Below are 19,904 nucleotides of genomic sequence, written 5' to 3'. Positions count from 1 at the left end.
GACGTGAAGGCGCAGCCGCCTAATGGAGCAGGCTCCACAGGAGCATTGCCATGACTACTATCCATCTGCTCGGCTTCCCGCGTATCGGCGCCCGGCGCGAACTGAAGCAACTGCAGGAAAACTACTGGCAGCAGACCATCGACGAGGCCGCGCTGCTCAAGGGCGCGCGCGAGCTGCGCCAGCGCCACTGGCTGCTGCAGAAGGGTGCCGGCGTCGAGCTGGCACCGGTCGGCGACTTTTCGCTATATGACCACGTGCTCGACGCGCAGATCCTGGTGGGCGCCCTGCCCGCGCGCTTCGGCTTCGACGCCACCGCCCTCACCACCGCGCAGTACTTCGAGCTGGGACGCGGCAACGCCCACCAGCCGGCACTGGAGATGACCAAGTGGTTCGACACCAACTACCACTACCTGGTACCGGAATGGCACGCCGACACGGCGTTTTCGGCCAACCCCGCAGCGCTGCTGGCGCAGCTGGGCGAGGCACAGGCGCTCGGCCTCAAGGCGAAGCCGGTGCTGCTCGGCCCGCTGACCCTGCTGTGGCTGGGCAAGGTCAAGGGTGCCGCGTTCGACCGCCTCACCCTGCTGCCGGCGCTGCTCGAGTGCTACCGCGAACTGCTGGCCGCGCTGGCCGCCGCCGGCGCCGAGTGGGTGCAGCTCGACGAGCCGATCCTGGCGCTCGACCTGCCGCCCGACTGGCTCGCCGCATTCGCGCCGAGCTATCAAAGGTTGGCCGAAGCCCCGGTGAAACTGCTGCTGGCGAGCTACTTCGGCAGCGTGGCCGAGCACGCCGAGCTGCTGAAAGCCCTGCCGGTGGCCGGGCTGCACCTCGACCTGGCTCGCGCCCCGCAGCAACTCGACGCCTTCCTCGCCGACTGGCCCGCCGACAAGGTGCTGTCCGCCGGGGTGATCGACGGGCGCAACGTGTGGCGCGCCGACCTCGGCGCCCTGCTGACGCCGCTCGAAGCGGCACGGGCACGACTGGGCGAACGGCTGTGGCTGGCGCCGAGCTGCTCGCTGCTGCATTGCCCGGTGGACCTGGCGCAGGAACTCGCCCTCGACGTCGAGGTGAAGATCTGGCTCGCCTTCGCGGTGCAGAAGCTCAACGAGCTGAAGCTGCTGAAGCGCGGCCTGCTCGACGGCCGTGACGCCATCGCGTCGGAACTGGCCGGCAGCGACCACGCCCAGGCTTCGCGCCGCGCCAGCCCGCGTATCCACCGCCCGACGGTGCAGGCGCGACTGGCGGCGCTCGCCGGCGGCGGCGACCAGCGCCACCGCCCCTACCCGCAACGTGTCGCCGCGCAGCGCACCTGGCTGAACCTGCCCGTGCTGCCCACCACCACCATCGGCTCGTTCCCGCAGACCGCCGCGATCCGCGCCGCGCGTGCCGCCTTCAAGCAAGGCGAGCTGGAGGCCGCCGGCTACGACGCGGCGATGCGCCGCGAGATCGAACTCGCCATCCGCCGCCAGGAAGCCCTCGGCCTCGACGTGCTGGTGCACGGCGAAGCGGAGCGCAACGACATGGTGGAATATTTCGGCGAACAGCTGTCCGGCTACGCCTTCACCCGCTACGGCTGGGTGCAGAGCTACGGCAGCCGCTGCGTCAAGCCGCCGATCATCTACGGCGACGTCGAACGCCCCGCCGCGATGACGGTGCGCTGGGCGGTGTACGCGCAGAGCCTGACCTCGCGTCCGGTCAAGGGCATGCTGACCGGCCCGGTGACGATGCTGCAGTGGTCGTTCGTGCGCGACGACCTGCCGCGTAGCGAGGTGTGCCGACAGATCGCGCTGGCCTTGAACGACGAGGTGCTCGAGCTGGAAAACGCCGGCATCCGCGTGCTCCAGATCGACGAGCCGGCCTACCGCGAGGGCCTGCCGCTGAAGCGCGCCGAGTGGCCGGCGTACCTGGCCTGGGCCAGCGCGGCGTTCCGGCTCTGCTGCGCCGGTCTCGACGACGCCACGCAGATCCACACCCACATGTGCTATTCGGAGTTCAACGACATCCTGCCCGCGATCGCCGCGATGGACGCCGACGTCATCACCATCGAGACCTCGCGCTCGGACATGGAGCTCTTGAGCGCCTTCGGCGACTTCGCCTACCCCAACGAGATCGGGCCGGGGGTGTACGACATCCACAGCCCGCGCGTGCCGGGCGAGCAGGAGATCGAGGCCCTGCTGGAGAAGGCGCTGGCGGTGATCCCGGCCGAGCGGCTGTGGGTCAACCCCGACTGCGGCCTGAAGACGCGCGGCTGGCCGGAAGTGGAAGCGGCGCTGGCGCACATGGTGGCGGTGGCGCGCCGCCTGCGCGCCCGTCTCGCCGAAACCGTGGCCTGAGCATCCTCCGCAAAATGAACGAAGGGCACCGTCGCCAAACGGTGCCCCTGCGTCTTGCCCAAGCCAGACTGAAGCTTAGAGCCGCTAACAAAACCCAGCACAGCGGTCTTGGCTAGGCGCACGGCCGCAGACAGTACAAGTAGTACGGCAAGTGTTTACTGGGCGAATCGAAAGATTCGCACGCGAGCGCAACAACGCCAAGAGGGTTTGGTGAGCGGCTCTTATTCGCTGCTGGTCAGCATGCCCGGCGTCATCATGACCTTGAGCCGCACCGACTCGAAACCGTGGCGCTCGCGGTGGTTGAGCCACCAGATCGCCCCCTTCTTCACGCTCCACAGGTCGGGCTGGCCCGACATCAGCTGTGCCGCCAGCCGGCCGAGGTAGGGCTGGTGCCCGACCACGACCACGGTCTTGCCCGGCTCGGGCCAGCCAGCCGCCTCGAGCACGCTCTCCGGCGAAGCGTCGGGATTGATCTCGGGCAGCACTTCGTAACTCTTCATCAGGAAGGCGGCGGTCTGCTGCGAGCGGCGCGCCTCCGACGCCAGCAGGGTGAATTCGCGCGGCAGGCGCACGCGCAGCCACGCCGCCATCAGGTGCGCCTGCTGCTGCCCCTTGCGCGTCAGGCGCCGCGCCAGATCGTCCGCGCCGTCTTCCGCCTCGGCGTGGCGCCACAAAATCAGGTCCATGTCGTCCTCCTCGCTCCTTGTCGTTATCGCCCCGTTCCAGCATAGCGCCGGGGCAGGCAGACGGGCAGTGTAACCAGACCGGATGTCAGCTTGGTGTCAACGCGCTTAAAGGTGCATGAAGCCGAGCACGATCGGCACCAGCACCGCCGTCACCAGCCCGTTCAGTCCCATCGCCAGGCCGGCGAAGGCGCCCGCCGTTTCCGACAGCAGGAACACGCGCGCGGTTCCGATGCCGTGCGCCGCAATGCCGGTGGCCACGCCCATCACCAGGTCGTCGTCGAGGCGCAGCCGGGAGAACAGCGGCTTGACGACGACCGCCCCGAAGATGCCGGAGACGATGACGAAGGTCACCGCCAGCGCCGGGATGCCGCCGATGTGCTCGGCGATGCCGATGGCGATCGGCGTGGTCACCGCACGCGGCATCAGCGACAGCAGGATTTGGTGCGGTAAGCCGAACGCCGCGCCGAGTCCCACCGCGCTGAGGATGCCGGTGAGACTGCCGGCGAGCAGGGTCAGCGACAACGGCAGCGCGGCGCGCTTGAGCCGCGACAGGTTGTGGTAGAGCGGAATCGCCAGCCCCACCGTGGCCGGGCCCAGCAACAGCTGGATGAACTGCGCCCCCTTCATGTACTCGGCGGGCGAGATGCCGCAGCCCAGCAGCACCGCGATCACCAGCAGGCTGCCGATCAGCACGCTGTTGGTGAGCGGATGGCCATGGGCACGGCGGTTGAGCCACAGCGCCAGGCGGTAGGCGGCCAGCGTCAGGCCGAGGCCGAGCAGCGGCGAGCCGCGCAGCCATTCCAATGCCGGGGTGACGTTCATGCCGCGCTCCCCCGCCGCCGGCGCGCCAGCAGCAACTTGAGCAGCACCGCCGGCACCAGCAGCGTGATCAGCGTGGCGCCGGCGAGCGTCGCCAGCAGCGACCAGCCGTGCGCCGTCAGCAACGACCAGTAGACGATCACGCCGGCGCAGGCCGGGATGAACAGCAGCGAAAAATGGCCGAGCAGCTGCGGCACGTGCGTGTTCAGGCTGGCGGGAATGCCCTTCTTCGCGCACAGCGTCAGAAACAGCAGCAGCATGCCGAGCACCGCGCCGGGCAGCGGCAAGGCCAGGCTGCGACAGATCAGCTCGCCGGCGAGCTGGTAGCCGATCAGCCAGATCAGGGTTTCGATCACGATTCGATCCAATCAAGGTCAACAGAGGTAACGCCCACTCCAGCAGGCGAGCGGGCCGAAGCCGCCGGGCGCAGAGACACTGCGGGGGTGGCGTAAAGCCCCCCGCCCGGGCTAACGGGGGCCTGCGCCCACCGAGCAATCTGCACCGTGTCAGCCGGGAACGCGCTTCCGCCCCCCCAAAGCGCCCAAGACGCCACGGCGCCGCCGGCTCCCGCGACGGGCCTTCCACCATAACAAAATCACCGCGTCTGCACGACCGCGGGTTAACCCTCGCACGCGACACCCCGTGCCGTGCCGCAGGCTGAAACAGGACAGCGTTCGGCGGCTTTGGCATAATGCGCGCCATGCTTCCGGATACCGCTTGGGCTGCCACGCCCCCCTCCCTGCCGCCGGCCCTGTCGAGCTGCCTGACCGAGCCCGGCTCGCTCACCGAGCGGCTGATGCACTGCGGCCACGCTTTCGCCGTCCGCGTGCTGGCGCAGGGCGACGACCGCGTCCACGCCGACGAGGTGGAACTGCTCGGGCTGCCCGCCGGCGCCGCGCTTTACGCCCGCCACGTGGCGCTGACGCTGGACGACACCCCGGTGGTGGTGGCGCGCAGCGTCACCCGCCTCGCCTGCCCGGCCTGGCACCCGATCCTGCAACGCGGCAGCCGCTCGCTCGGCTTCACCCTGTTCGGCGGCCACGCCGGCATCGTGCGCGAGCCGCTGGCCTACCGCGAGATCGACGCCTCCCACCCGCTGTTCGCGCTGGCGCAGGCGCACGACCCGGCTTCGGCCAACCTTTACCCCGCGCGCCGCTCGCGCTTCCTGCTGGCAAACACCCCGCTGATCGTGTGCGAGCTGTTCCTGCCGGCACTGGAGAGATTCCTGCCATGAACGCCCGCCTCGCCGACCGCTTCACCGTCTACAGCCAGCTGATGCGCATCGACAAGCCGATCGGCACCCTGCTGTTGCTGTGGCCGACGCTATGGGGGCTGTGGCTGGCCGGCAACGGCCGCCCCGACGCCCTGGTGGTGACGATCTTCATCGCCGGCACCTTCCTGATGCGCTCGGCCGGCTGCGTCATCAACGACTACGCCGACCGCGACTTCGACGGCAAGGTGGAACGCACCAAGGCGCGCCCGTTCGCGCGCGGCGCCGTGAGCAAGAAGGAGGCGCTGCTGCTGGCCGCCGGGCTGTCGCTGATCTCCCTGCTGCTGGTGCTGCCGCTCAACCCGCTGACGCTGCTCTTGAGCGTGCCGGCGGTGTTCCTCGCCGGCAGCTACCCGTTCACCAAGCGCTTTCTGCCGATTCCACAGGCGTATCTGGGCATCGCCTTCTCCTTCGGCATCCCGATGGCCTTCGCCGCGCTCACCGGTCACGTGCCGATGATCGCCTGGCTGCTGCTGCTGGCCAATACCTTCTGGACCCTGGCCTACGACACCGAATACGCCATCACCGACAAGCCGGACGACCTCAAGATCGGCATCAAGACTTCGGCCATCACCTTCGGCGACTACGACGTGGCGGCGGTGATGCTGTGCCACGCCGTGTTCCTGGCGCTGATGGTGCTGGTGGGCCAGGAGGCGCACCTGGGCGCCGCCTACTACGCCGGGCTGGCGGTTTCCGCGCTGCTGATGGTGCAGCAGTACTTCGCCATCCGCGGGCGCGACCGCCAGCGCTGCTTCAAGTCCTTCCTCGACAACAACCGCGTCGGCGCGGCGATCTTCGCCGGGCTGGTGCTGGACTTCCTGCTGCACTGAGTTGTCCGAGTCGGAAAAGGAAAACGGGCCGTTTGGCCCGTTTTTGTTGGGTTCAATGCCCTCGAAACCCGTTCAGAATCTGTCGCGGGCAGCCCTCGGCGGGGTGAAGAGCCGCACAGAAACCGGAATGGATACGGCGTCCATGAGGATTTCCGATCGCTGAGCGAATCTCTGCGTGCACATCTTTAAAGATGTGCCCAGCGAAAGATTCGCACGCAGAGCGCATGAGCCCCGATCAGGGCTGCGCAGCAAGATTATGAATAGGTTCTCACGAGGTACGGAACGGCAGGCGATAACGCTGCCCTTCCACCTCCAGCGTCATGATCCAGTCCTGGCGCTGGCTCACGCACATCGGCAGCGTCACGCGCGCCTGCCAGCCGCCCGGCGCGGCCACGAAGCGATAGCGGTTGAAGCCCATGTCCATGTCGCGCATGCTGAACTCGGCTCCCGGCGCCTCCTTGGCTGCCCCGGTGAGGCGGATCTGGAACGGCTGCCCCGATTTGGCCGGGCTGGCGAACTGCAGCTGCATGCCGTTGGGCAGGCGGCAGCTGCTCTCGGCCGGGTCGCACGCCACCTCCTGCACCGCCGCCTCCGCCGGACGGCTCAGGTACCAGCTGATCAGCGCGAACTTCACCGCGCCCAGCAACACCAGCGCCACGCCGATGGTGGCCCACTTCAGCTGGGTGCGGGTCATCGCCACGCCCCTCGCATCAGCGCCACACCGTGCGCGCCGTGCGCGCGGGCATCACTCAGATCGGCAGCGCTCAGGCCGCCCAGCGCGTACACCGGCAGTGGCGTGCCGCCGGCCAGCCGGCACTCGAAGCCGTCCCAGCCCAGCGGCGCCGCGCCCGGATGGCTGGCGGTGGCCTTGACGTGGCCCAGCAGGGCGTAGTCCAGCCCCAGCTCGGCGGCCTGGTTCAATTCCGCGGTCGAGTGCACCGACGCCCCCACCCAGGCGAACGCCGGTCGCGCCGTGGCTTCGGCCAACCTCTTGCCGTTCAGGTGCACGCCGTCCACCGGCCAGCCGGCCAGCCAGGCCGGGTCGGCGTTGACCACGACCTTGCCACCCCGCGGGTGCACGATGGCCACCACGCGCTCGGCCAGCGCCGCCAGTTCATCGCGCCCCAGCTGCGGCTCGCGCAGCTGGATCAGCGTCAGCTCGGGCCGCGCTTCCAGCGCCTCGAGAAAGGCCTCGACGCCGATCTCGTGCGCGCAGCTGATGGCGTACACGTCCGGCAGCTCCAGCGACTTCAGGATCGGCCCGTTGGCCGGCAGCATCGGCCCCACGGTGTAGTGCCCCGGCTGCTGCCAGGCGAAGGCCTGCTCCTCGTGCGGCTGCGGTGTGCCATCCCAGGCCCAGATACGGTAGAAGGTCAGGTGCACCGAGGCGTGCTCGTAATGATGCACCTTGGTCAGCCACGGCGTGGCGTGGGTGACGGTGATGCCCATCTCCTCCTGGAACTCGCGCACCAGCGCCGCGAACGGCGCCTCGCCCGGCTCCACCTTGCCGCCGGGAAACTCCCAGTAACCGGCGTAGGGCTTGCCTTCGGGACGGCTGCCGAGCATGAACGAGCCGTCCGGGCGCATCAGCGCGCCGGCGACGACGGGAATGATTTTGTGATCGGACTGCATGGGGGAACCGGAAAGCGATGGATGGCCGGAATGATAGCGCGTCGGGGCGGCTTTGTGTCGGACGGGGCGGATAAGTACCGGTTCTAGCAGGATTCTCCGCTCGGTCGAGGCCGCACGCGGAAAGGTTGGCCGAAGCCGCCGCCGTGGCATAGGCTGAACGATGGCCGAACCGCGCCGCAGGAGACCGCCCCATGAGCAAAGTATTCTTCGACGTTGCCGTCTCGCTCGACGGCTATATCGCCGGGCCCCATGCCCACCCGCACAACCCGCTGGGCGACGGCGGTCTCGGGCTGCACCAGTGGATGTTCCAGACCGCCACCTTCCACGAACGCCTCGGCAGCGGCGGCGGCGAGCGCTCGCCCGACGACGCGCTGGTGCGTCACGTGTTCGAGCGCGCCGGCGCCTACGTGCTGGGCCGGCGCATGTTCGACGAAGGCGAAGTCGGCTGGCCCGAGAACGCGCCGTTCCGCGCCCCGGTGTTCGTGCTGACGCACACCGCGCGCGAACCGTGGGTGCGGCCCGGCGGCACCACCTTCTACTTCGTCACCGACGGCATCGACAGCGCCCTCGCCCAGGCGCGGGCCGCCGCCGGCGACAAGGACGTGCGCATCTCCGGCGGTGCGAACACCATCCGCCAGTACCTCGCCGCCGGCCTCGTCGACGAGTTCACCCTGCACCTCGCGCCGGTGCTTCTCGGCGGTGGCGCGCGGCTGTTCGAGCCGCTCACGCCTGAGCAGCTCCGGGTCGAGCAGACGGCGGTGAGCCACTCCCCGCTCGCCACGCACCTCAGCTACCGGGTCATTACGGATACACCGCGCTGACGCCAGGTCAGTCCCTGGCCCACGCGAGCGCAACGATCAAAAGCGCCCACGCCTTCGCGGCGGGCGCGAAAAGGAGCCCTCATGCGAAAGATCATCGTATCCGAGTTCGTGACGCTGGACGGCGTCATGGAAGCCCCCGGCGGCGAACCCGGCCACCCGCACAGCGGCTGGGTGCGCGACTTCATGGGCCCCGAGCAGCTGCGCTACAAGCTCGACGAAGTGCTCGAGGCCGAATCGCTGCTGATCGGGCGGATCACCTACGAATCGTTCGCCGCCGCCTGGCCGCAACGCTCGCAACCCGGCCACGGCGCCGACCCGGACCTGAAGCGAGTCGCCGAGCAGCGCAGCGAGATGCAGCAGTTCGCCGACAAGATGAACGCCATGCCCAAGCACGTCGCCTCCACCACGCTGCGCGATCCGCAATGGAACAACTCGCACGTGATCGGCGGCGACGTCGCCGGGGCAATCGCCCGGCTCCAGCAGCAGGAAGGTGGCCCGATGCTGGTGATCGGCAGCCGAACGCTGGTGCACACACTGATGGCGCACGACCTCGTCGACGAGTACCGCATCATGATCTTCCCGGTGCTGCTCGGCAGCGGTCGGCGGCTGTTTCCCGACTCGCCCGACAAAACGGTGTTGCGGCTGACGGACAGTCGAGTGTTTCCATCGGGAGTGGTGGTACATAGCTATTGTCGGGCTGGCGGGTAGGTTGGGCTGAACACAGTGAAGCCCGGCATTGCCTCGTTAAATGCAGGCAGACCTTTTTGAAGGCGGCTGATTGGCTGGGCTTGCCGGTCCCGCCCGGCAGGCGGGTCAAGGGAATTGCGTGGCCAATTCCCTTGACAATCCCAAGGCCACCCCCACGACCCCCGCCCTTCGGGTTCCCGGTCACAAGCCGTCTGGCAAGGCGCTGGTGGAACTCGCCATTCGCTAGCGTCGAATGGCTCAAACAGCCGCCAGCTTAAAACCTTGCCAGCCAGCTTGCGCCCGGCGGGGATCAAGAGGGCCAACCCTAGCTACCGACCAACGCACTCTAGACACTCACAAAGTTGGCCAAAACTCCCAACTGCTGGGACACCATGACCGCACCACCGTGACCAGCACCCCTCACAAGCCGCCGAGTAAAACGCTTTGGCAAGGTTTTAAGAGGCTGGCTGTTCGACGCCGGGCGACGTTAGCGCCCGGCTAGTTCCAGCCGCGCCTTGCCAAAGCGTTTTGCGAGGGAACCCGCAGGGCGGCTTGTCGGGGTGGCCTTTGGGGATGCAAGGGGCTTTGGCCACGAAAAGCCTACTTGCCCGCCAGCCGGGCGGGACCGGCAAACCCAGCGCACCATCTGGTCATACCGGGATAAAACTTTAGCTGTATGATGAAGGGATATAAGAAATCATAAAGCCATATAGTTAGACACACGGCGCCCCGTGAGAGAGAAACTAAAACAATGGAGCAAATTAAGTGTCTGTTTCTGCATTAAACGTCAATGTATCAATTGCGCAGCCATTTGTTGTTGCGGGTGTTCCTTTCACGCTCACAACGACCTTTGAGAATAACCACGAAGGCCCGATTGAGGTGCTTTTTCTGTCATATCACGTCCCATATGACGTTCAATGGATTCAGGAACAGAAATACACAGACCGGTTCGAGGGGCTTAAATCAAACAAACTGAAATCCATTCTATTTTCCAATACATCGTGGAAAGCAGGCATTAGCGCGCCGGGTCAAGCTATGTATTATGGGCACGCCGACAGCCATTACGAAACATCCGTCTTTGATCTTCTGCCTGGCGAGTCAGGAACATACTCTTTCTCGTCATATGTAAGGCGTTGGTTGTTTGCCTCGGGTGGTGAACTCGTCTTCCCTGGACAGGTTAAGTATCGATACAAAGACGAAATCCACTATCACACTTTCGAGGTGCGTTTTACCCTTCGACCACCTCTACTAGCAAACGGAATTGGATCAATTGTCGGATCCATTGCTGGACCAATCGCCAAAGGGCTAAGAGATCAGGGCCCCACCTTCTTCTCATCAATTGGCATCACATTCATAGCAGGCGTAACGCTTACAGCCATTCTTTCGCTTGTAGCCGTTATATATTCATCAAGAAAAACTGGCGAAGCTCAACCTATTATCACTGTCGAAGATTTCTGGGGAGGATTTCTTGTCGGCTTCCTAATCGGTTTCACGGGCAATGAGCTTTTTGGCAAGCTCGTCCCAATTCCAAACAGTTAGCCCAGCATCGAATTTAAAGTGCAACAAATAGGCGATGGCAGCCCCATTCCTTTGGTCTAATACTCCATTGCTGCGGACGCTGGGTAATTTACTTTGCTTCGAACTAGTATTTTTACGCTGGCGCTGCTGAATTTCACGAGCCCTCTCACTCCGCCCGCCGCTCTTCCTCCCCGCGCCCCGCCCAGTCGCAGGCAAACTGCCACGCCACCCGTCCGGAACGGCTGCCCCGCGTCAGGCTCCACTGCAGCGCCGCACGCTCGGCCTCGGCGTCCATCGCCAGCCCGAAGTGCTGCAGCCACTGCCCCACCGCCGCGAGGTAGGCGCGCTGGTCGAAGGGGTAGAACGACAGCCACAGCCCGAAGCGGTCAGACAGCGACACCTTCTCCTCCACCGCCTCGCCGGGGTGGATTTCGCCGTCGTGCTGCTGGGTCTGGCGGTTGTCGCTCATGCGCTCCGGCAGCAGGTGGCGGCGGTTGGAGGTGGCGTACACCAAGAGGTTGTCGGCACGACGCGCCAGTCCGCCGTCGAGCGCGGTCTTGAGCGCCTTGTAGCCGTCGTCGCCTTCCTCGAACGACAGGTCGTCGCAGAACAGGATGAAACGCTCGGAACGGGTGGCCACCAGGTCGACGATCAGGGCGAGGTCGGCGAGGTGATCCTTGTCGACCTCGATCAGGCGCAGCCCCTGCTCGGCGAACTCCGGCAGCAGCGCCTTGATCAGCGATGACTTGCCGGTGCCGCGCGCGCCGGACAACAGCACGTTGTTGGCCGGGCGGCGCTCGATGAACTGGCGCGTGTTGCGCACCAGCTGGGCGAGCTGGCGGTCGATGTGGGTGAGGTCGGAGAGTCGCACGCTGTGTGGCGCGGGCAGCGCTTCGAGCCAGCCCGCCATGCCCTGGCGGCGCCAGCGGAAGGCCCGGGCGCTCCAGTCCGGCTCGGGGCGGGCTGGCGGCAGCAGCGGCTCGAGGCGCGCCAGCAGGGCTTCGGCGCGGGTGAGGAAGGATTCCAGCTTGTCCATGAGTCTCATTCTTTCTCTTGAAGGTTGGCCTGGCGAAGCGCAAACGGAGGGCGTAAAAAAGGCCGGTTACCCGGCCTTAATCTTACAAACGGTTCCGGCCTCGGCGCGAGTCACAGCAGCTGGAGTGCGACCCCAAACGCAGGATGGATGGAGCAAGGCGAAACCCATCGCTCAACTGATGGGTTACCGCAGCGACTGCCTCCACCCATCCTACGGCGGCTCGAGACGCGCAGGCGCAGCCGCCTTATGCTCAGTCGCGCAGCGTGATTACCGGCCAGCTCTTTTCCTCGGCGTGCGCGCGCAGCGTGGCGTCCGGGTCGACCGCCACCGGGTGGCTGACGATGGACAACAGCGGGATGTCGTTGCGCGAGTCGCTGTAGAAGAAGCTCTGGTCGTAGCTCGCCAGCGTTTCGCCGCGCTGGGCGAGCCAGTCGTTGAGGCGGGTGATCTTGCCGTCCTGGTAGCTCGGCACCCCGGTGGGCTTGCCGGTGTAGTTGCCGTTCTCGTCCACTTCCAGTTCCACCGCGATGAGGTGCTCGACGCCCAGTTCGGCGGCGATCGGCCCGGTAATGAAGCGGTTGGTGGCGGTGATGATCAGCACCACGTCGCCCTGCGCCTCGTGCGCGGCCAGGAGTTCGCGCGCCTTCTGCGGGATGATCGGCTTGATGTGCTCTTCCAGATAGTCGGCATGCAGCGCGGCCAGTTCCTCGCGGCTGAAGCGCGTCAGAGGCTGCAGCTGGAAGTCGAGGAATTCGTAGATGTCGAGCGTGCCGGCCTTGTACTGTTCGTAGAAGTAATCGTTCTGGCGCGCGTGGTGCTCGGGGTCGAGCAGGCCACGCTTGATCAGGAATTTCGGCCACTCGGTATCGGAGTCGCCGGCGATGAGGGTGTTGTCGAGATCGAAAAGGGCGAGGTTCATGGTTCCGTTGGGGCGGTGTGAAGGATATTCTTGACCAGCGGCACGGTGATCGGACGGCGCAGCGCCAGCGAATAACGGTCGAGCAGATCGAGCATGCCGATCAGGCTGGAGAGGTCGCGCCGCCAGTGCGTGAGCAGGTAACGGAACACGTCGTCGGGAATCGCCAGCTGACGCTCGGCGGCGTGGGCGTGCAAGGCCGCCAGCTTGTCGGCGTCGGACAACGGCTTGACCTCGAACACCAGGCCCCAGCCCAGGCGGGTACGCAGGTCGTCGCGCACCGCCAGCGCCATCGGCGGCAGGCGCCCGGCCATCAAGAGGCGGCTCTCGCCGCCCTCTTTCAGCGAGTTGTAGAACGAGAACAGCGTGATCTGGTCGTCCGGCGCCAGGTCGTCGACGTGGTCGACGGCGATGAAGCTGGCTTCGCGCGCGAAGTCGGGCAGGTGCTCGCGCTGGCCGTCGAGGTAGATCGAGGCGCGCCCCAGCGTCTCGGCGTGGGCGATCCAGGCCTGCAGCAGGTGGGTCTTGCCGCTGCCCGGTTCGCCCCAGAGGTAGATGAACCGCTCGTCGCCCGGATGGGTGAGCGCCGTGATCACTTCCCGGTTGCGTTCGGCGACGAAATTGTCGAAGGCGGGAAGCGGTGTGGGCGTGAGATCGAGAATCAGCTGGTCCAAAATAAGCGCAGGGCCGGAATAAGTAGTCCATTTCATCAGGCGGCTGCGCCTTCGCATCTCGAGCGCCGGCAGTGCTCGGAATCCTCATGTACTTCATGTACATTCCGGTTCCTGTGCGCTGGCAGCACTCAACCTGCTTTGGCTCGCTCGCTTGCTGAAATAGGCTGCAAGTCGTCAAAAGCCTGATTTTACGCTGATCCGCCGGGGTCGCGAAACCCGCAGGCCACACTCGCAACGCCCCAGCGCGTCCGCGACGGCAAAAAAGCGGCGGCACAGCAGCGTTCCCGGCAAAATTCGGTTAAAATACAGGCGCTTTTTTTCGCCCGCGACCGGAAAACCCGTTGCCGGCGGATACCCCAATCGGTTTGTTTCACCCGGCGAGCGCCTCCCGGGAGCTGAAACCGGCGCCTGGCGCCGGCTCGGACTCCACCGTGCGCGGGCCTCGCGGGGTGAAGAGCACAGACGCCGGAATTGACCGAACCGGTCAATGAGGCTGTCGCACGGCGCAGCAGCCCAGACCCGGGCCGCGCAGCAAGATTATGAACAGAAAGTGAGCTGACCTTGAACACCACGTCCCTCAGTTACCGTGATGCCGGCGTCGACATCGACGCCGGCGACGCGCTCGTCGAAAACATCAAGCCGTTCGCCAAGCGCACCATGCGCCCGGAAGTCCTCGGCGGCCTCGGCGGTTTCGGCGCACTGGTGGAAATCTCCAAGAAATACCAGGAACCGGTACTGGTTTCCGGCACCGACGGCGTCGGCACCAAGCTCAAGCTCGCCTTCGACTGGAACAAGCATGACACCGTCGGCATCGACCTGGTGGCGATGAGCGTCAACGACATCCTGGTACAGGGTGCCGAGCCGCTGTTCTTCCTCGACTACTTCGCCTGCGGCAAGCTCGACGTTCCCCAGGCCACCGACGTGATCAAGGGCATCGCCGCAGGTTGCGAGCAGGCCGGTTGTGCGCTGATCGGCGGTGAGACCGCCGAGATGCCGGGCATGTACCCGGTGGGCGAATACGACCTGGCCGGTTTCGCCGTCGGCGTGGTGGAAAAGAGCAAGGTCATCACCGGCCGCGACATCAAGCCGGGCGACGTGGTGCTGGGCCTGAAATCCAACGGCGTGCACTCCAACGGCTACAGCCTGGTGCGCAAGATCATCGAGCGCGCCCAGCCGGAGCTGGATGCCGAATTCGACGGCGGCAAGACCCTGCGCGAAGCCATCATCGCCCCGACCCGCATCTACGTGAAGCCGCTCTTGGCGCTGATGCAGCAGCTCAACGTCAAGGGCATGGCGCACATCACCGGCGGCGGCATCACCGAGAACACGCCGCGCGTACTGCCGGAGAACACCGTGGCGCAGATCGACGCCAAGAGCTGGGAGCTGCCGAAGCTGTTCCAGTGGCTGCAGGCCGAAGGCAATGTCGACGCCCAGGAAATGTACCGCACCTTCAACTGCGGCATCGGCATGGTGGTGATCGTGGATGCCGCCGACGCCGACCAGGCCGCGGCCATCCTGACCGAGCAGGGCGAAACGGTATCGCGCATCGGCGTGATCCGCGCGCGCAACGGTGACGAGCACCAGACCCAGGTAAACTGAGCGTCCCCGTTTGAAACACAACGCCGCTGGCTGACGGGCTGGCGGCGTTTGTCTTTGGTAGACTGACTGCGGCAAGGACGCTTGCCCACGTTCAAGCACCATGAAAAACATCGTCATCCTGATTTCCGGGCGCGGCTCCAACATGCAGGCCATCGTCGAGGCGCAGATTCCCGGTGCCAACATCGCCGCGGTGATCAGCAACCGCCCCGACGCCGCGGGTCTCGCCTGGGCCGCCGAACGCGGAGTGCCCACCGCCGCGCTCGACCACAAGGCCTTCGCCAGCCGCGAAGCGTTCGATGCCGCGCTGGCCGAGCTGATCGACGGCTACGCCCCGGACCTGGTGGTGCTGGCCGGCTTCATGCGCATTTTGACCCCGGACTTCACGCGCCGTTACGAAGGCCGCATGCTGAACATCCATCCCTCGCTACTGCCCTCGTTCACCGGCCTGCACACCCACCAGCGCGCCATCGACATGGGCTGCAAGGTGGCCGGCTGCACCGTGCACTTCGTCACTGCCAATCTCGACCACGGTCCGATCGTGGCGCAGGGGGTGGTGACGGTGCTGGACGACGACAGCGAGGACACCCTGGCGGCGCGCGTGCTGAAGATCGAGCACCAGCTGTACCCGGAGGCGGTACGCCGCTTCGTCGCCGGCGAGCTGGCCATCGTCGACGGCCGCGTCAAAGGCCGCGCCCAGGACGCCGGACAATGGCTGATTTCGCCCTCCCTGAACTGAGCCATGGCGCTTGGCGGGAACGTCCCGCCTCCCGCGCCGCTCGAATAGCCATGCGACTCTACCGTCCCCTGCTGCTGGCACTGGCGCTCTCGCTGCTGCTGCACCTGGGCGTGCTGCTGTCCGGTCATCTGCCGCACGCCGCGAGCCTGCCGGAACCGGCCAAGCTGCAGCCCTTGTCGGTGGCGATGCAGGCGATGACGCTGGCCCCGGAAGACGGCCCCGCGCCGGCCGCGGCCCCGTCCAGCGGGCTGGTGGCCGTCCCCGCCGCGCACACCCCGGGCGTCAAGCGCCACCACCGCGCCCGCGTCGCGCACCGCGCCGATGCCGCATCCGCCCCCGTCGCCGAAGCGCCCCCGGCGGCCAAAGACATGCTGGCCGCCGCCATGGAAGCCCCCGCCGCCAAAGACGCGCCGGCCACCGCCGAGCCCAGCCCGGCCGCGCCGCCGGCGGAACAGCAGGCCAACGGCAACAGCGAACCCGCCGCACCGCCGCCGCAAGCCGGCGACAGCACCGCTCTGGAAGCCAAGGGCGCCGCCAAGACGCGCCGCTTTCCCGACAACTCGCGCGTCGACTACCAGATCTACTACGGCAGCCTAATGGCCGGCCACGGCGAGATCAGCTGGCAACGCAGCGGCGCCAACTACACCCTGGACGCGCGCCTGACGCCGATCATCGGCCCCCACCTGCGCTACCAGTCGCGCGGCAGCGTCGGCAAGCGCGGGCTGACTCCACTCGCCTACCAGGCCTGGCGCGGCGACAGCGAACGCGAATCGGCGCGCTTCGACTGGAGCGCCAACACCCTCGCCTACGGCGACCACGGCGACAAGCAGGCCGAACTCGCCCCCGGCACGCAGGACATCCTGAGCCTGGGCTACCAGCTGGCGCTGACCGGCGGCAGCCTGTTGCCGCCGCAACAACGCATCACCACCGGCAAGAAGGTGTACGACTACCCGCTGGCGCCGGCTGGCGAAACCCGCTACCCGCCCGACCACGGCACGCTGCGCGTGGTCGTGTTCCGCGCCAAGAACGGCGACGACGTGACCGAATTCTGGCTGGCGCCGGACTTTGCCAACCTGCCGGTGCGCATCCTGCGCATCGACAAGGACAAGACACTGGACCAGCGCGCCCGCCGCATCGACATCAACGGCAAGACCGTCTGGTCTCTGTCGGAAAACCCCTAACGGAACCACGATGATCAACCAGACCCAGCTCTTCCACATCGAAACCGTGCTCGGCAAGATGGTCCGCTTCGACCGTCCCGCCGACGCCGTGCTGAGCGCCTACTTCCGCGAGCACGCCAACCTCGGCGCCAACGACCGCCACGTCATCGCCGAAACCGCCTTCGCCTGCCTGCGCCGCTTCAGCCAGCTCAAGGCGGTGATCGCGCCGCAGAAGCCCACCCCGCGCCGTCTCGCGCTGGCCACGCTGGCGCGCGTGCGCGGGCTCAACCTGAAGGAATTCGGCGGCAGCCTGAAGGAAGAGGAACGCAACTGGGTGGCCGAGCTCAAGGGCAAGACGTTGCCGGACGAACTGCCGGTGCAGGCCGAACTGCCGGCCTGGGTGATCGAAAGGTTGGCCGAAGACACCCCGGAACAGATCATCGCGCTGGGACGCGGCATGATCGAGGGCGCGCCGCTCGACCTGCGCGTCAACACCCTGAAGATGAAGCGCGACGACGCCCTGCTGGCCTTGCGCCGCGACGGCTTCGAGGCCGAGCCGACGCCGTTTTCGCCCATCGGCATCCGCCTCAAGGGCAAGCCGGCGCTCAACCGCCACCCGCTGTTCAAGGACGGCAGCATCGAGGTGCAGGATGAAGGCAGCCAGCTCCTGGGCCTGATCACCGGCGCGCGCCGCGGCGAGATGGTGGTGGACTTCTGCGCCGGCGCCGGCGGCAAGACGCTGCTGTTGGGCGCACAGATGGCCTCCACCGGCCGCCTCTACGCCTTCGACGTGTCGGAAAAGCGCCTCGCCAACTTCAAGCCGCGCCAGGCCCGCTCCGGCCTGTCCAACGTGCACCCGCAGCTGATCGCGCACGAGAACGACACCCGCGTCAAGCGCCTGGCCGGCAAGGCCGACCGCGTGCTGGTGGACGCCCCCTGCTCCGGCCTCGGCACCTTGCGCCGCAACCCCGACCTGAAATTCCGCCAGAGCCCGGAGAGCGTGGCCGAACTCAACGCCAAGCAGGCCTCCATCCTCGCCTCGGCGAGCCGCCTGGTGAAGGCCGGCGGACGCCTGGTCTACGCCACCTGCAGCCTGTTGCCGCAGGAAAACCAGGCCATCGTCGAAGCCTTCCTGGCCGAGCACCCCGACTTCACACTGGTGCCGGTATCGGACGTGCTGGCGGAACAGAAGATTCCGCTGGAGATGGGCGACTACCTGGCGCTGCGTCCGGATCGTCACAACACCGACGGCTTCTTCGCCGCCGTGCTGGCCAAACAAAAGCCGTGAGTCTATGATGAAACCCTGATATAGGTTTTCATCCACCCGCCCGACAACAGGCCGCCCGCGAGGCGGCCTGCGTTATTCGACCACCATGTCATACATCGCCCCCCAATGGCGCCGCCGCGACCGCCGCCTGGTGCTGCTGCACGACCTGATCAACCACTTTCGCTGGCGCACCCGCCTCACCCTCTGGCTCACCGCCGCGCTGGCCGGGCTGGTGGTGGCGGGCTTCGCCGTGTTGTCCGATCAAGCCCAGCACGCCTTCCTGCGCCTGGTGGCGTTCAACCCGCTGTGCGCCTGGCTGCTGCCGGTGGTGGTGCCGATGCTGGCGGTGTGGCTGACCCGACGCTACTTCCCCGGCAGCCAGGGCAGCGGCATTCCGCAGGCCATCGCCGCGATCCGCCTGAGCAGCGAGCGCCAGCCGGTACACCAGCTGGTTTCGCTGCGCATCGCCGTGGGCAAGATTCTGGTCGGCTGTTTCGGCTTGCTGGGCGGCATCTCGGCCGGGCGCGAAGGGCCGTCGGTGCAAGTGGCGGCCAGCATCATGCACGCCGCGCACCGCTGGCTGCCGCACGGCCGCGCCATCCGGCCGCAGGACCTGATCCTGGCGGGCAGTTCCGCCGGCATCGCCGCCGCCTTCAATACCCCGCTGGCGGGGATCGTGTTCGCGGTGGAGGAAATGGGGCGGCGCCTCGAGTCGCGCACCAGCGGCGTGCTGCTGTCCACCATCATCCTCTCCGGCCTGATGGCGATCTCGCTGCTGGGCAATTACAGCTACTTCGGCTCGCTGCACATCCCGGCGCTGAGCAGCGCCATCGTCACGCCGATCATCGTCTGCGGCATTGGCTGCGGCCTGCTGGGCGCGCTGTTCAGCCGTGCCATGCTGTGGCCGCAACGCTACGCCGGGAGCCGCCTGTGGCGCTGGCGCGCCGTCCACCCGGTGCGCTTCGCCGGGCTGTGCGGGCTGCTGTTGGCGCTGATGGGCTGGCTGAGCGGCGGCAGCTCGTTCGGCAGCGGCTACGCCGCCACCTCGCACCTGATCGACGGCAGCGCCACCCTGCCCTGGCACGCCCCGCTGCTGCGCTTCGGCGCCACCCTGGTCACCTACTTCATGGGCGTGCCGGGCGGCATCTTCGCCCCCTCGCTGGCGGTCGGCGCCGGCATCGGCAACGACCTGGCGAGCTGGTTCTTTCCGCTCGCCGGCCAGCACGTCATCATCGCGCTGTGCATGGCGAGCTTCCTCGCCGCTGTGACGCAGGCGCCGCTCACCTCGGCCATCATCATGATGGAAATGATCGACAACCATGGCATGGTGATCAGCCTGATGGCGGCCTGCGTGCTGGCACGCTTCATCAGCGCCCGCATCAGTCCCGCGCTGTACCATCAGTTGTCGGAAGGGTTCATGTCCCCGCCGGCGCGACAAGATGAGCGCCCTGTCCGCGCGCAAATTGACCCGCCGCCAGCTGGACCGTAAAATAACCTATTGAAACGCTCGGGTATTGCGTCGCCAGACAGGGTTGCCTGTTCCGGAGCGCCAGCCTCAACCAACGCAAGGATTCTGCCATCCATGGATATCCAGGAAACCATCAAGCAAACCGTCACCAGCAGCCCGGTCGTACTGTTCATGAAGGGCTCGGCCCAGTTCCCGCAGTGCGGCTTCTCCGCGCGCGCCGTGCAGATCGTCAAGGCCTGCGGCGTGGACGACTTTATGACCGTCGACGTGCTGCAGAATCCGGAAATCCGCCAAGGCATTAAGGACTTCTCCAACTGGCCGACCATTCCGCAGCTCTACGTCAAGGGTGAATTCATCGGCGGCTCGGATATCATGTACGAGATGTTCCAGTCCGGCGAACTGCAGGAACTGCTGAAGGATATCGCCCAGGCGTGACCATGCGCCTGAGACGC

20 protein-coding genes are annotated in these 19,904 nt (G+C 66.6%); 12 read left to right on the top strand and 8 right to left on the bottom strand.

Features of this window, described 5'->3' with window-relative positions; all coding sequences use genetic code 11:
- Positions 1 to 50 precede the first annotated feature (50 nt).
- Complete coding sequence (gene metE / locus NH8B_RS03875; RefSeq protein WP_014086097.1) at positions 51 to 2,333, top strand: 5-methyltetrahydropteroyltriglutamate--homocysteine S-methyltransferase; 2,283 nt, start codon at positions 51 to 53, stop codon at positions 2,331 to 2,333.
- Between the two features lie 221 nt (positions 2,334 to 2,554).
- On the opposite strand, the gene NH8B_RS03870 is transcribed toward metE, so the two are convergent.
- The 3 genes from NH8B_RS03870 to NH8B_RS03860 all read right to left on the bottom strand — a co-directional run bounded on the left by NH8B_RS03870 (position 2,555) and on the right by NH8B_RS03860 (position 4,194).
- The gene (locus NH8B_RS03870; RefSeq protein WP_008953283.1) at positions 2,555 to 3,019 is read right to left on the bottom strand and encodes a SixA phosphatase family protein; all 465 of its coding nucleotides are present in this window, start codon (positions 3,017 to 3,019) and stop codon (positions 2,555 to 2,557) included.
- Positions 3,020 to 3,124: 105 nt separating this feature from the next.
- Complete coding sequence (locus NH8B_RS03865; RefSeq protein WP_014086096.1) at positions 3,125 to 3,841, bottom strand: LrgB family protein; 717 nt, start codon at positions 3,839 to 3,841, stop codon at positions 3,125 to 3,127.
- Positions 3,838 to 4,194 (bottom strand): CidA/LrgA family protein, encoded by a 357-nt coding sequence (locus NH8B_RS03860; protein ID WP_014086095.1) that lies wholly within the window; start codon positions 4,192 to 4,194, stop codon positions 3,838 to 3,840. Before NH8B_RS03860 ends, NH8B_RS03865 begins: the two co-directional genes overlap by 4 nt.
- A 344-nt stretch (positions 4,195 to 4,538) precedes the next feature.
- Between NH8B_RS03860 and NH8B_RS03855 the strand changes: the two genes are divergently transcribed.
- On the top strand, positions 4,539 to 5,072 hold the full coding sequence (locus tag NH8B_RS03855; protein WP_232503521.1) for a chorismate--pyruvate lyase family protein: 534 nt from the start codon (positions 4,539 to 4,541) through the stop codon (positions 5,070 to 5,072).
- Positions 5,069 to 5,938: a 4-hydroxybenzoate octaprenyltransferase gene (ubiA, locus tag NH8B_RS03850; RefSeq protein WP_014086094.1), complete on the top strand. Its 870-nt coding sequence runs from the start codon at positions 5,069 to 5,071 to the stop codon at positions 5,936 to 5,938. The genes NH8B_RS03855 and ubiA overlap by 4 nt, the downstream gene beginning before the upstream one ends.
- A gap of 268 nt (positions 5,939 to 6,206) precedes the next feature.
- On the opposite strand, the gene NH8B_RS03845 is transcribed toward ubiA, so the two are convergent.
- Both NH8B_RS03845 and NH8B_RS03840 read right to left on the bottom strand, forming a co-directional pair.
- Positions 6,207 to 6,632: a hypothetical protein gene (locus NH8B_RS03845; RefSeq protein ID WP_014086093.1), complete on the bottom strand. Its 426-nt coding sequence runs from the start codon at positions 6,630 to 6,632 to the stop codon at positions 6,207 to 6,209.
- The gene (locus NH8B_RS03840; protein WP_014086092.1) at positions 6,629 to 7,570 is read right to left on the bottom strand and encodes a Nudix family hydrolase; all 942 of its coding nucleotides are present in this window, start codon (positions 7,568 to 7,570) and stop codon (positions 6,629 to 6,631) included. Before NH8B_RS03840 ends, NH8B_RS03845 begins: the two co-directional genes overlap by 4 nt.
- Before the next feature lie 191 nt (positions 7,571 to 7,761).
- Here NH8B_RS03840 and NH8B_RS03835 point away from each other — a divergent pair, with 191 nt between their 5' ends.
- From NH8B_RS03835 to NH8B_RS20715, 3 genes are all read left to right on the top strand, one after another.
- Complete coding sequence (locus NH8B_RS03835) at positions 7,762 to 8,391, top strand: dihydrofolate reductase family protein (protein ID WP_014086091.1); 630 nt, start codon at positions 7,762 to 7,764, stop codon at positions 8,389 to 8,391.
- A gap of 81 nt (positions 8,392 to 8,472) precedes the next feature.
- On the top strand, positions 8,473 to 9,099 hold the full coding sequence (locus NH8B_RS03830) for a dihydrofolate reductase family protein (protein WP_014086090.1): 627 nt from the start codon (positions 8,473 to 8,475) through the stop codon (positions 9,097 to 9,099).
- Positions 9,100 to 9,843: 744 nt separating this feature from the next.
- Complete coding sequence (locus NH8B_RS20715) at positions 9,844 to 10,617, top strand: hypothetical protein (RefSeq protein WP_014086089.1); 774 nt, start codon at positions 9,844 to 9,846, stop codon at positions 10,615 to 10,617.
- 145 nt (positions 10,618 to 10,762) lie between these two features.
- On the opposite strand, the gene NH8B_RS03825 is transcribed toward NH8B_RS20715, so the two are convergent.
- The 3 genes from NH8B_RS03825 to hda form a co-directional block, all read right to left on the bottom strand.
- Positions 10,763 to 11,641: an ATP-binding protein gene (locus NH8B_RS03825; RefSeq protein WP_014086088.1), complete on the bottom strand. Its 879-nt coding sequence runs from the start codon at positions 11,639 to 11,641 to the stop codon at positions 10,763 to 10,765.
- Positions 11,642 to 11,882: 241 nt separating this feature from the next.
- Complete coding sequence (locus NH8B_RS03820) at positions 11,883 to 12,551, bottom strand: HAD family hydrolase (RefSeq protein ID WP_014086087.1); 669 nt, start codon at positions 12,549 to 12,551, stop codon at positions 11,883 to 11,885.
- Positions 12,548 to 13,258 carry a DnaA regulatory inactivator Hda gene (gene hda, locus NH8B_RS03815; protein WP_014086086.1) on the bottom strand — a complete coding sequence of 237 codons (711 nt, stop codon included), beginning with the start codon at positions 13,256 to 13,258 and terminating at the stop codon, positions 12,548 to 12,550. The genes NH8B_RS03820 and hda overlap by 4 nt, the downstream gene beginning before the upstream one ends.
- Before the next feature lie 525 nt (positions 13,259 to 13,783).
- On the opposite strand from hda, the gene purM reads away from it, so the two are divergent.
- The 6 genes from purM to grxD all read left to right on the top strand — a co-directional run bounded on the left by purM (position 13,784) and on the right by grxD (position 19,887).
- Entirely contained in the window at positions 13,784 to 14,821 is a 1,038-nt protein-coding gene (gene purM / locus NH8B_RS03810; protein WP_014086085.1) for a phosphoribosylformylglycinamidine cyclo-ligase, read from the top strand.
- Positions 14,822 to 14,921: 100 nt separating this feature from the next.
- A complete protein-coding gene (purN, locus tag NH8B_RS03805; RefSeq protein ID WP_014086084.1) occupies positions 14,922 to 15,557 on the top strand; it encodes a phosphoribosylglycinamide formyltransferase in 636 nt (211 codons plus the stop codon).
- A 50-nt stretch (positions 15,558 to 15,607) separates the two neighbouring features.
- Positions 15,608 to 16,738: a DUF3108 domain-containing protein gene (locus NH8B_RS03800; protein WP_014086083.1), complete on the top strand. Its 1,131-nt coding sequence runs from the start codon at positions 15,608 to 15,610 to the stop codon at positions 16,736 to 16,738.
- A gap of 13 nt (positions 16,739 to 16,751) precedes the next feature.
- Complete coding sequence (locus NH8B_RS03795; protein WP_369751184.1) at positions 16,752 to 18,005, top strand: RsmB/NOP family class I SAM-dependent RNA methyltransferase; 1,254 nt, start codon at positions 16,752 to 16,754, stop codon at positions 18,003 to 18,005.
- A gap of 85 nt (positions 18,006 to 18,090) precedes the next feature.
- The gene (locus NH8B_RS03790) at positions 18,091 to 19,473 is read left to right on the top strand and encodes a chloride channel protein (protein WP_014086081.1); all 1,383 of its coding nucleotides are present in this window, start codon (positions 18,091 to 18,093) and stop codon (positions 19,471 to 19,473) included.
- 93 nt (positions 19,474 to 19,566) lie between these two features.
- A complete protein-coding gene (gene grxD / locus NH8B_RS03785; RefSeq protein ID WP_008953301.1) occupies positions 19,567 to 19,887 on the top strand; it encodes a Grx4 family monothiol glutaredoxin in 321 nt (106 codons plus the stop codon).
- Positions 19,888 to 19,904 lie beyond the last annotated feature (17 nt).

The sequence above is a fragment of the Pseudogulbenkiania sp. NH8B genome (assembly GCF_000283535.1).
Taxonomy (GTDB): Bacteria; Pseudomonadota; Gammaproteobacteria; order Burkholderiales; family Chromobacteriaceae; genus Pseudogulbenkiania; species Pseudogulbenkiania ferrooxidans.
The sequence above is the reverse complement of the archived record's forward strand: the minus strand, read 5'-3'. Positions and strand labels throughout refer to the sequence as shown.

Coding starts and splice junctions, on each gene's coding strand:
- metE (WP_014086097.1), top strand. CDS start 51: ATGACTACTATCCATCTGCTCGGCTTCCCGCGTATCGGCGCCCGGCGC.
- NH8B_RS03870 (WP_008953283.1), bottom strand. CDS start 3,019: ATGGACCTGATTTTGTGGCGCCACGCCGAGGCGGAAGACGGCGCGGAC.
- NH8B_RS03865 (WP_014086096.1), bottom strand. CDS start 3,841: ATGAACGTCACCCCGGCATTGGAATGGCTGCGCGGCTCGCCGCTGCTC.
- NH8B_RS03855 (WP_232503521.1), top strand. CDS start 4,539: ATGCTTCCGGATACCGCTTGGGCTGCCACGCCCCCCTCCCTGCCGCCG.
- ubiA (WP_014086094.1), top strand. CDS start 5,069: ATGAACGCCCGCCTCGCCGACCGCTTCACCGTCTACAGCCAGCTGATG.
- NH8B_RS03845 (WP_014086093.1), bottom strand. CDS start 6,632: ATGACCCGCACCCAGCTGAAGTGGGCCACCATCGGCGTGGCGCTGGTG.
- NH8B_RS03840 (WP_014086092.1), bottom strand. CDS start 7,570: ATGCAGTCCGATCACAAAATCATTCCCGTCGTCGCCGGCGCGCTGATG.
- NH8B_RS03835 (WP_014086091.1), top strand. CDS start 7,762: ATGAGCAAAGTATTCTTCGACGTTGCCGTCTCGCTCGACGGCTATATC.
- NH8B_RS03830 (WP_014086090.1), top strand. CDS start 8,473: ATGCGAAAGATCATCGTATCCGAGTTCGTGACGCTGGACGGCGTCATG.
- NH8B_RS03825 (WP_014086088.1), bottom strand. CDS start 11,641: ATGAGACTCATGGACAAGCTGGAATCCTTCCTCACCCGCGCCGAAGCC.
- NH8B_RS03820 (WP_014086087.1), bottom strand. CDS start 12,551: ATGAACCTCGCCCTTTTCGATCTCGACAACACCCTCATCGCCGGCGAC.
- hda (WP_014086086.1), bottom strand. CDS start 13,258: ATGAAATGGACTACTTATTCCGGCCCTGCGCTTATTTTGGACCAGCTG.
- purN (WP_014086084.1), top strand. CDS start 14,922: ATGAAAAACATCGTCATCCTGATTTCCGGGCGCGGCTCCAACATGCAG.
- NH8B_RS03800 (WP_014086083.1), top strand. CDS start 15,608: ATGCGACTCTACCGTCCCCTGCTGCTGGCACTGGCGCTCTCGCTGCTG.
- NH8B_RS03790 (WP_014086081.1), top strand. CDS start 18,091: ATGTCATACATCGCCCCCCAATGGCGCCGCCGCGACCGCCGCCTGGTG.
- grxD (WP_008953301.1), top strand. CDS start 19,567: ATGGATATCCAGGAAACCATCAAGCAAACCGTCACCAGCAGCCCGGTC.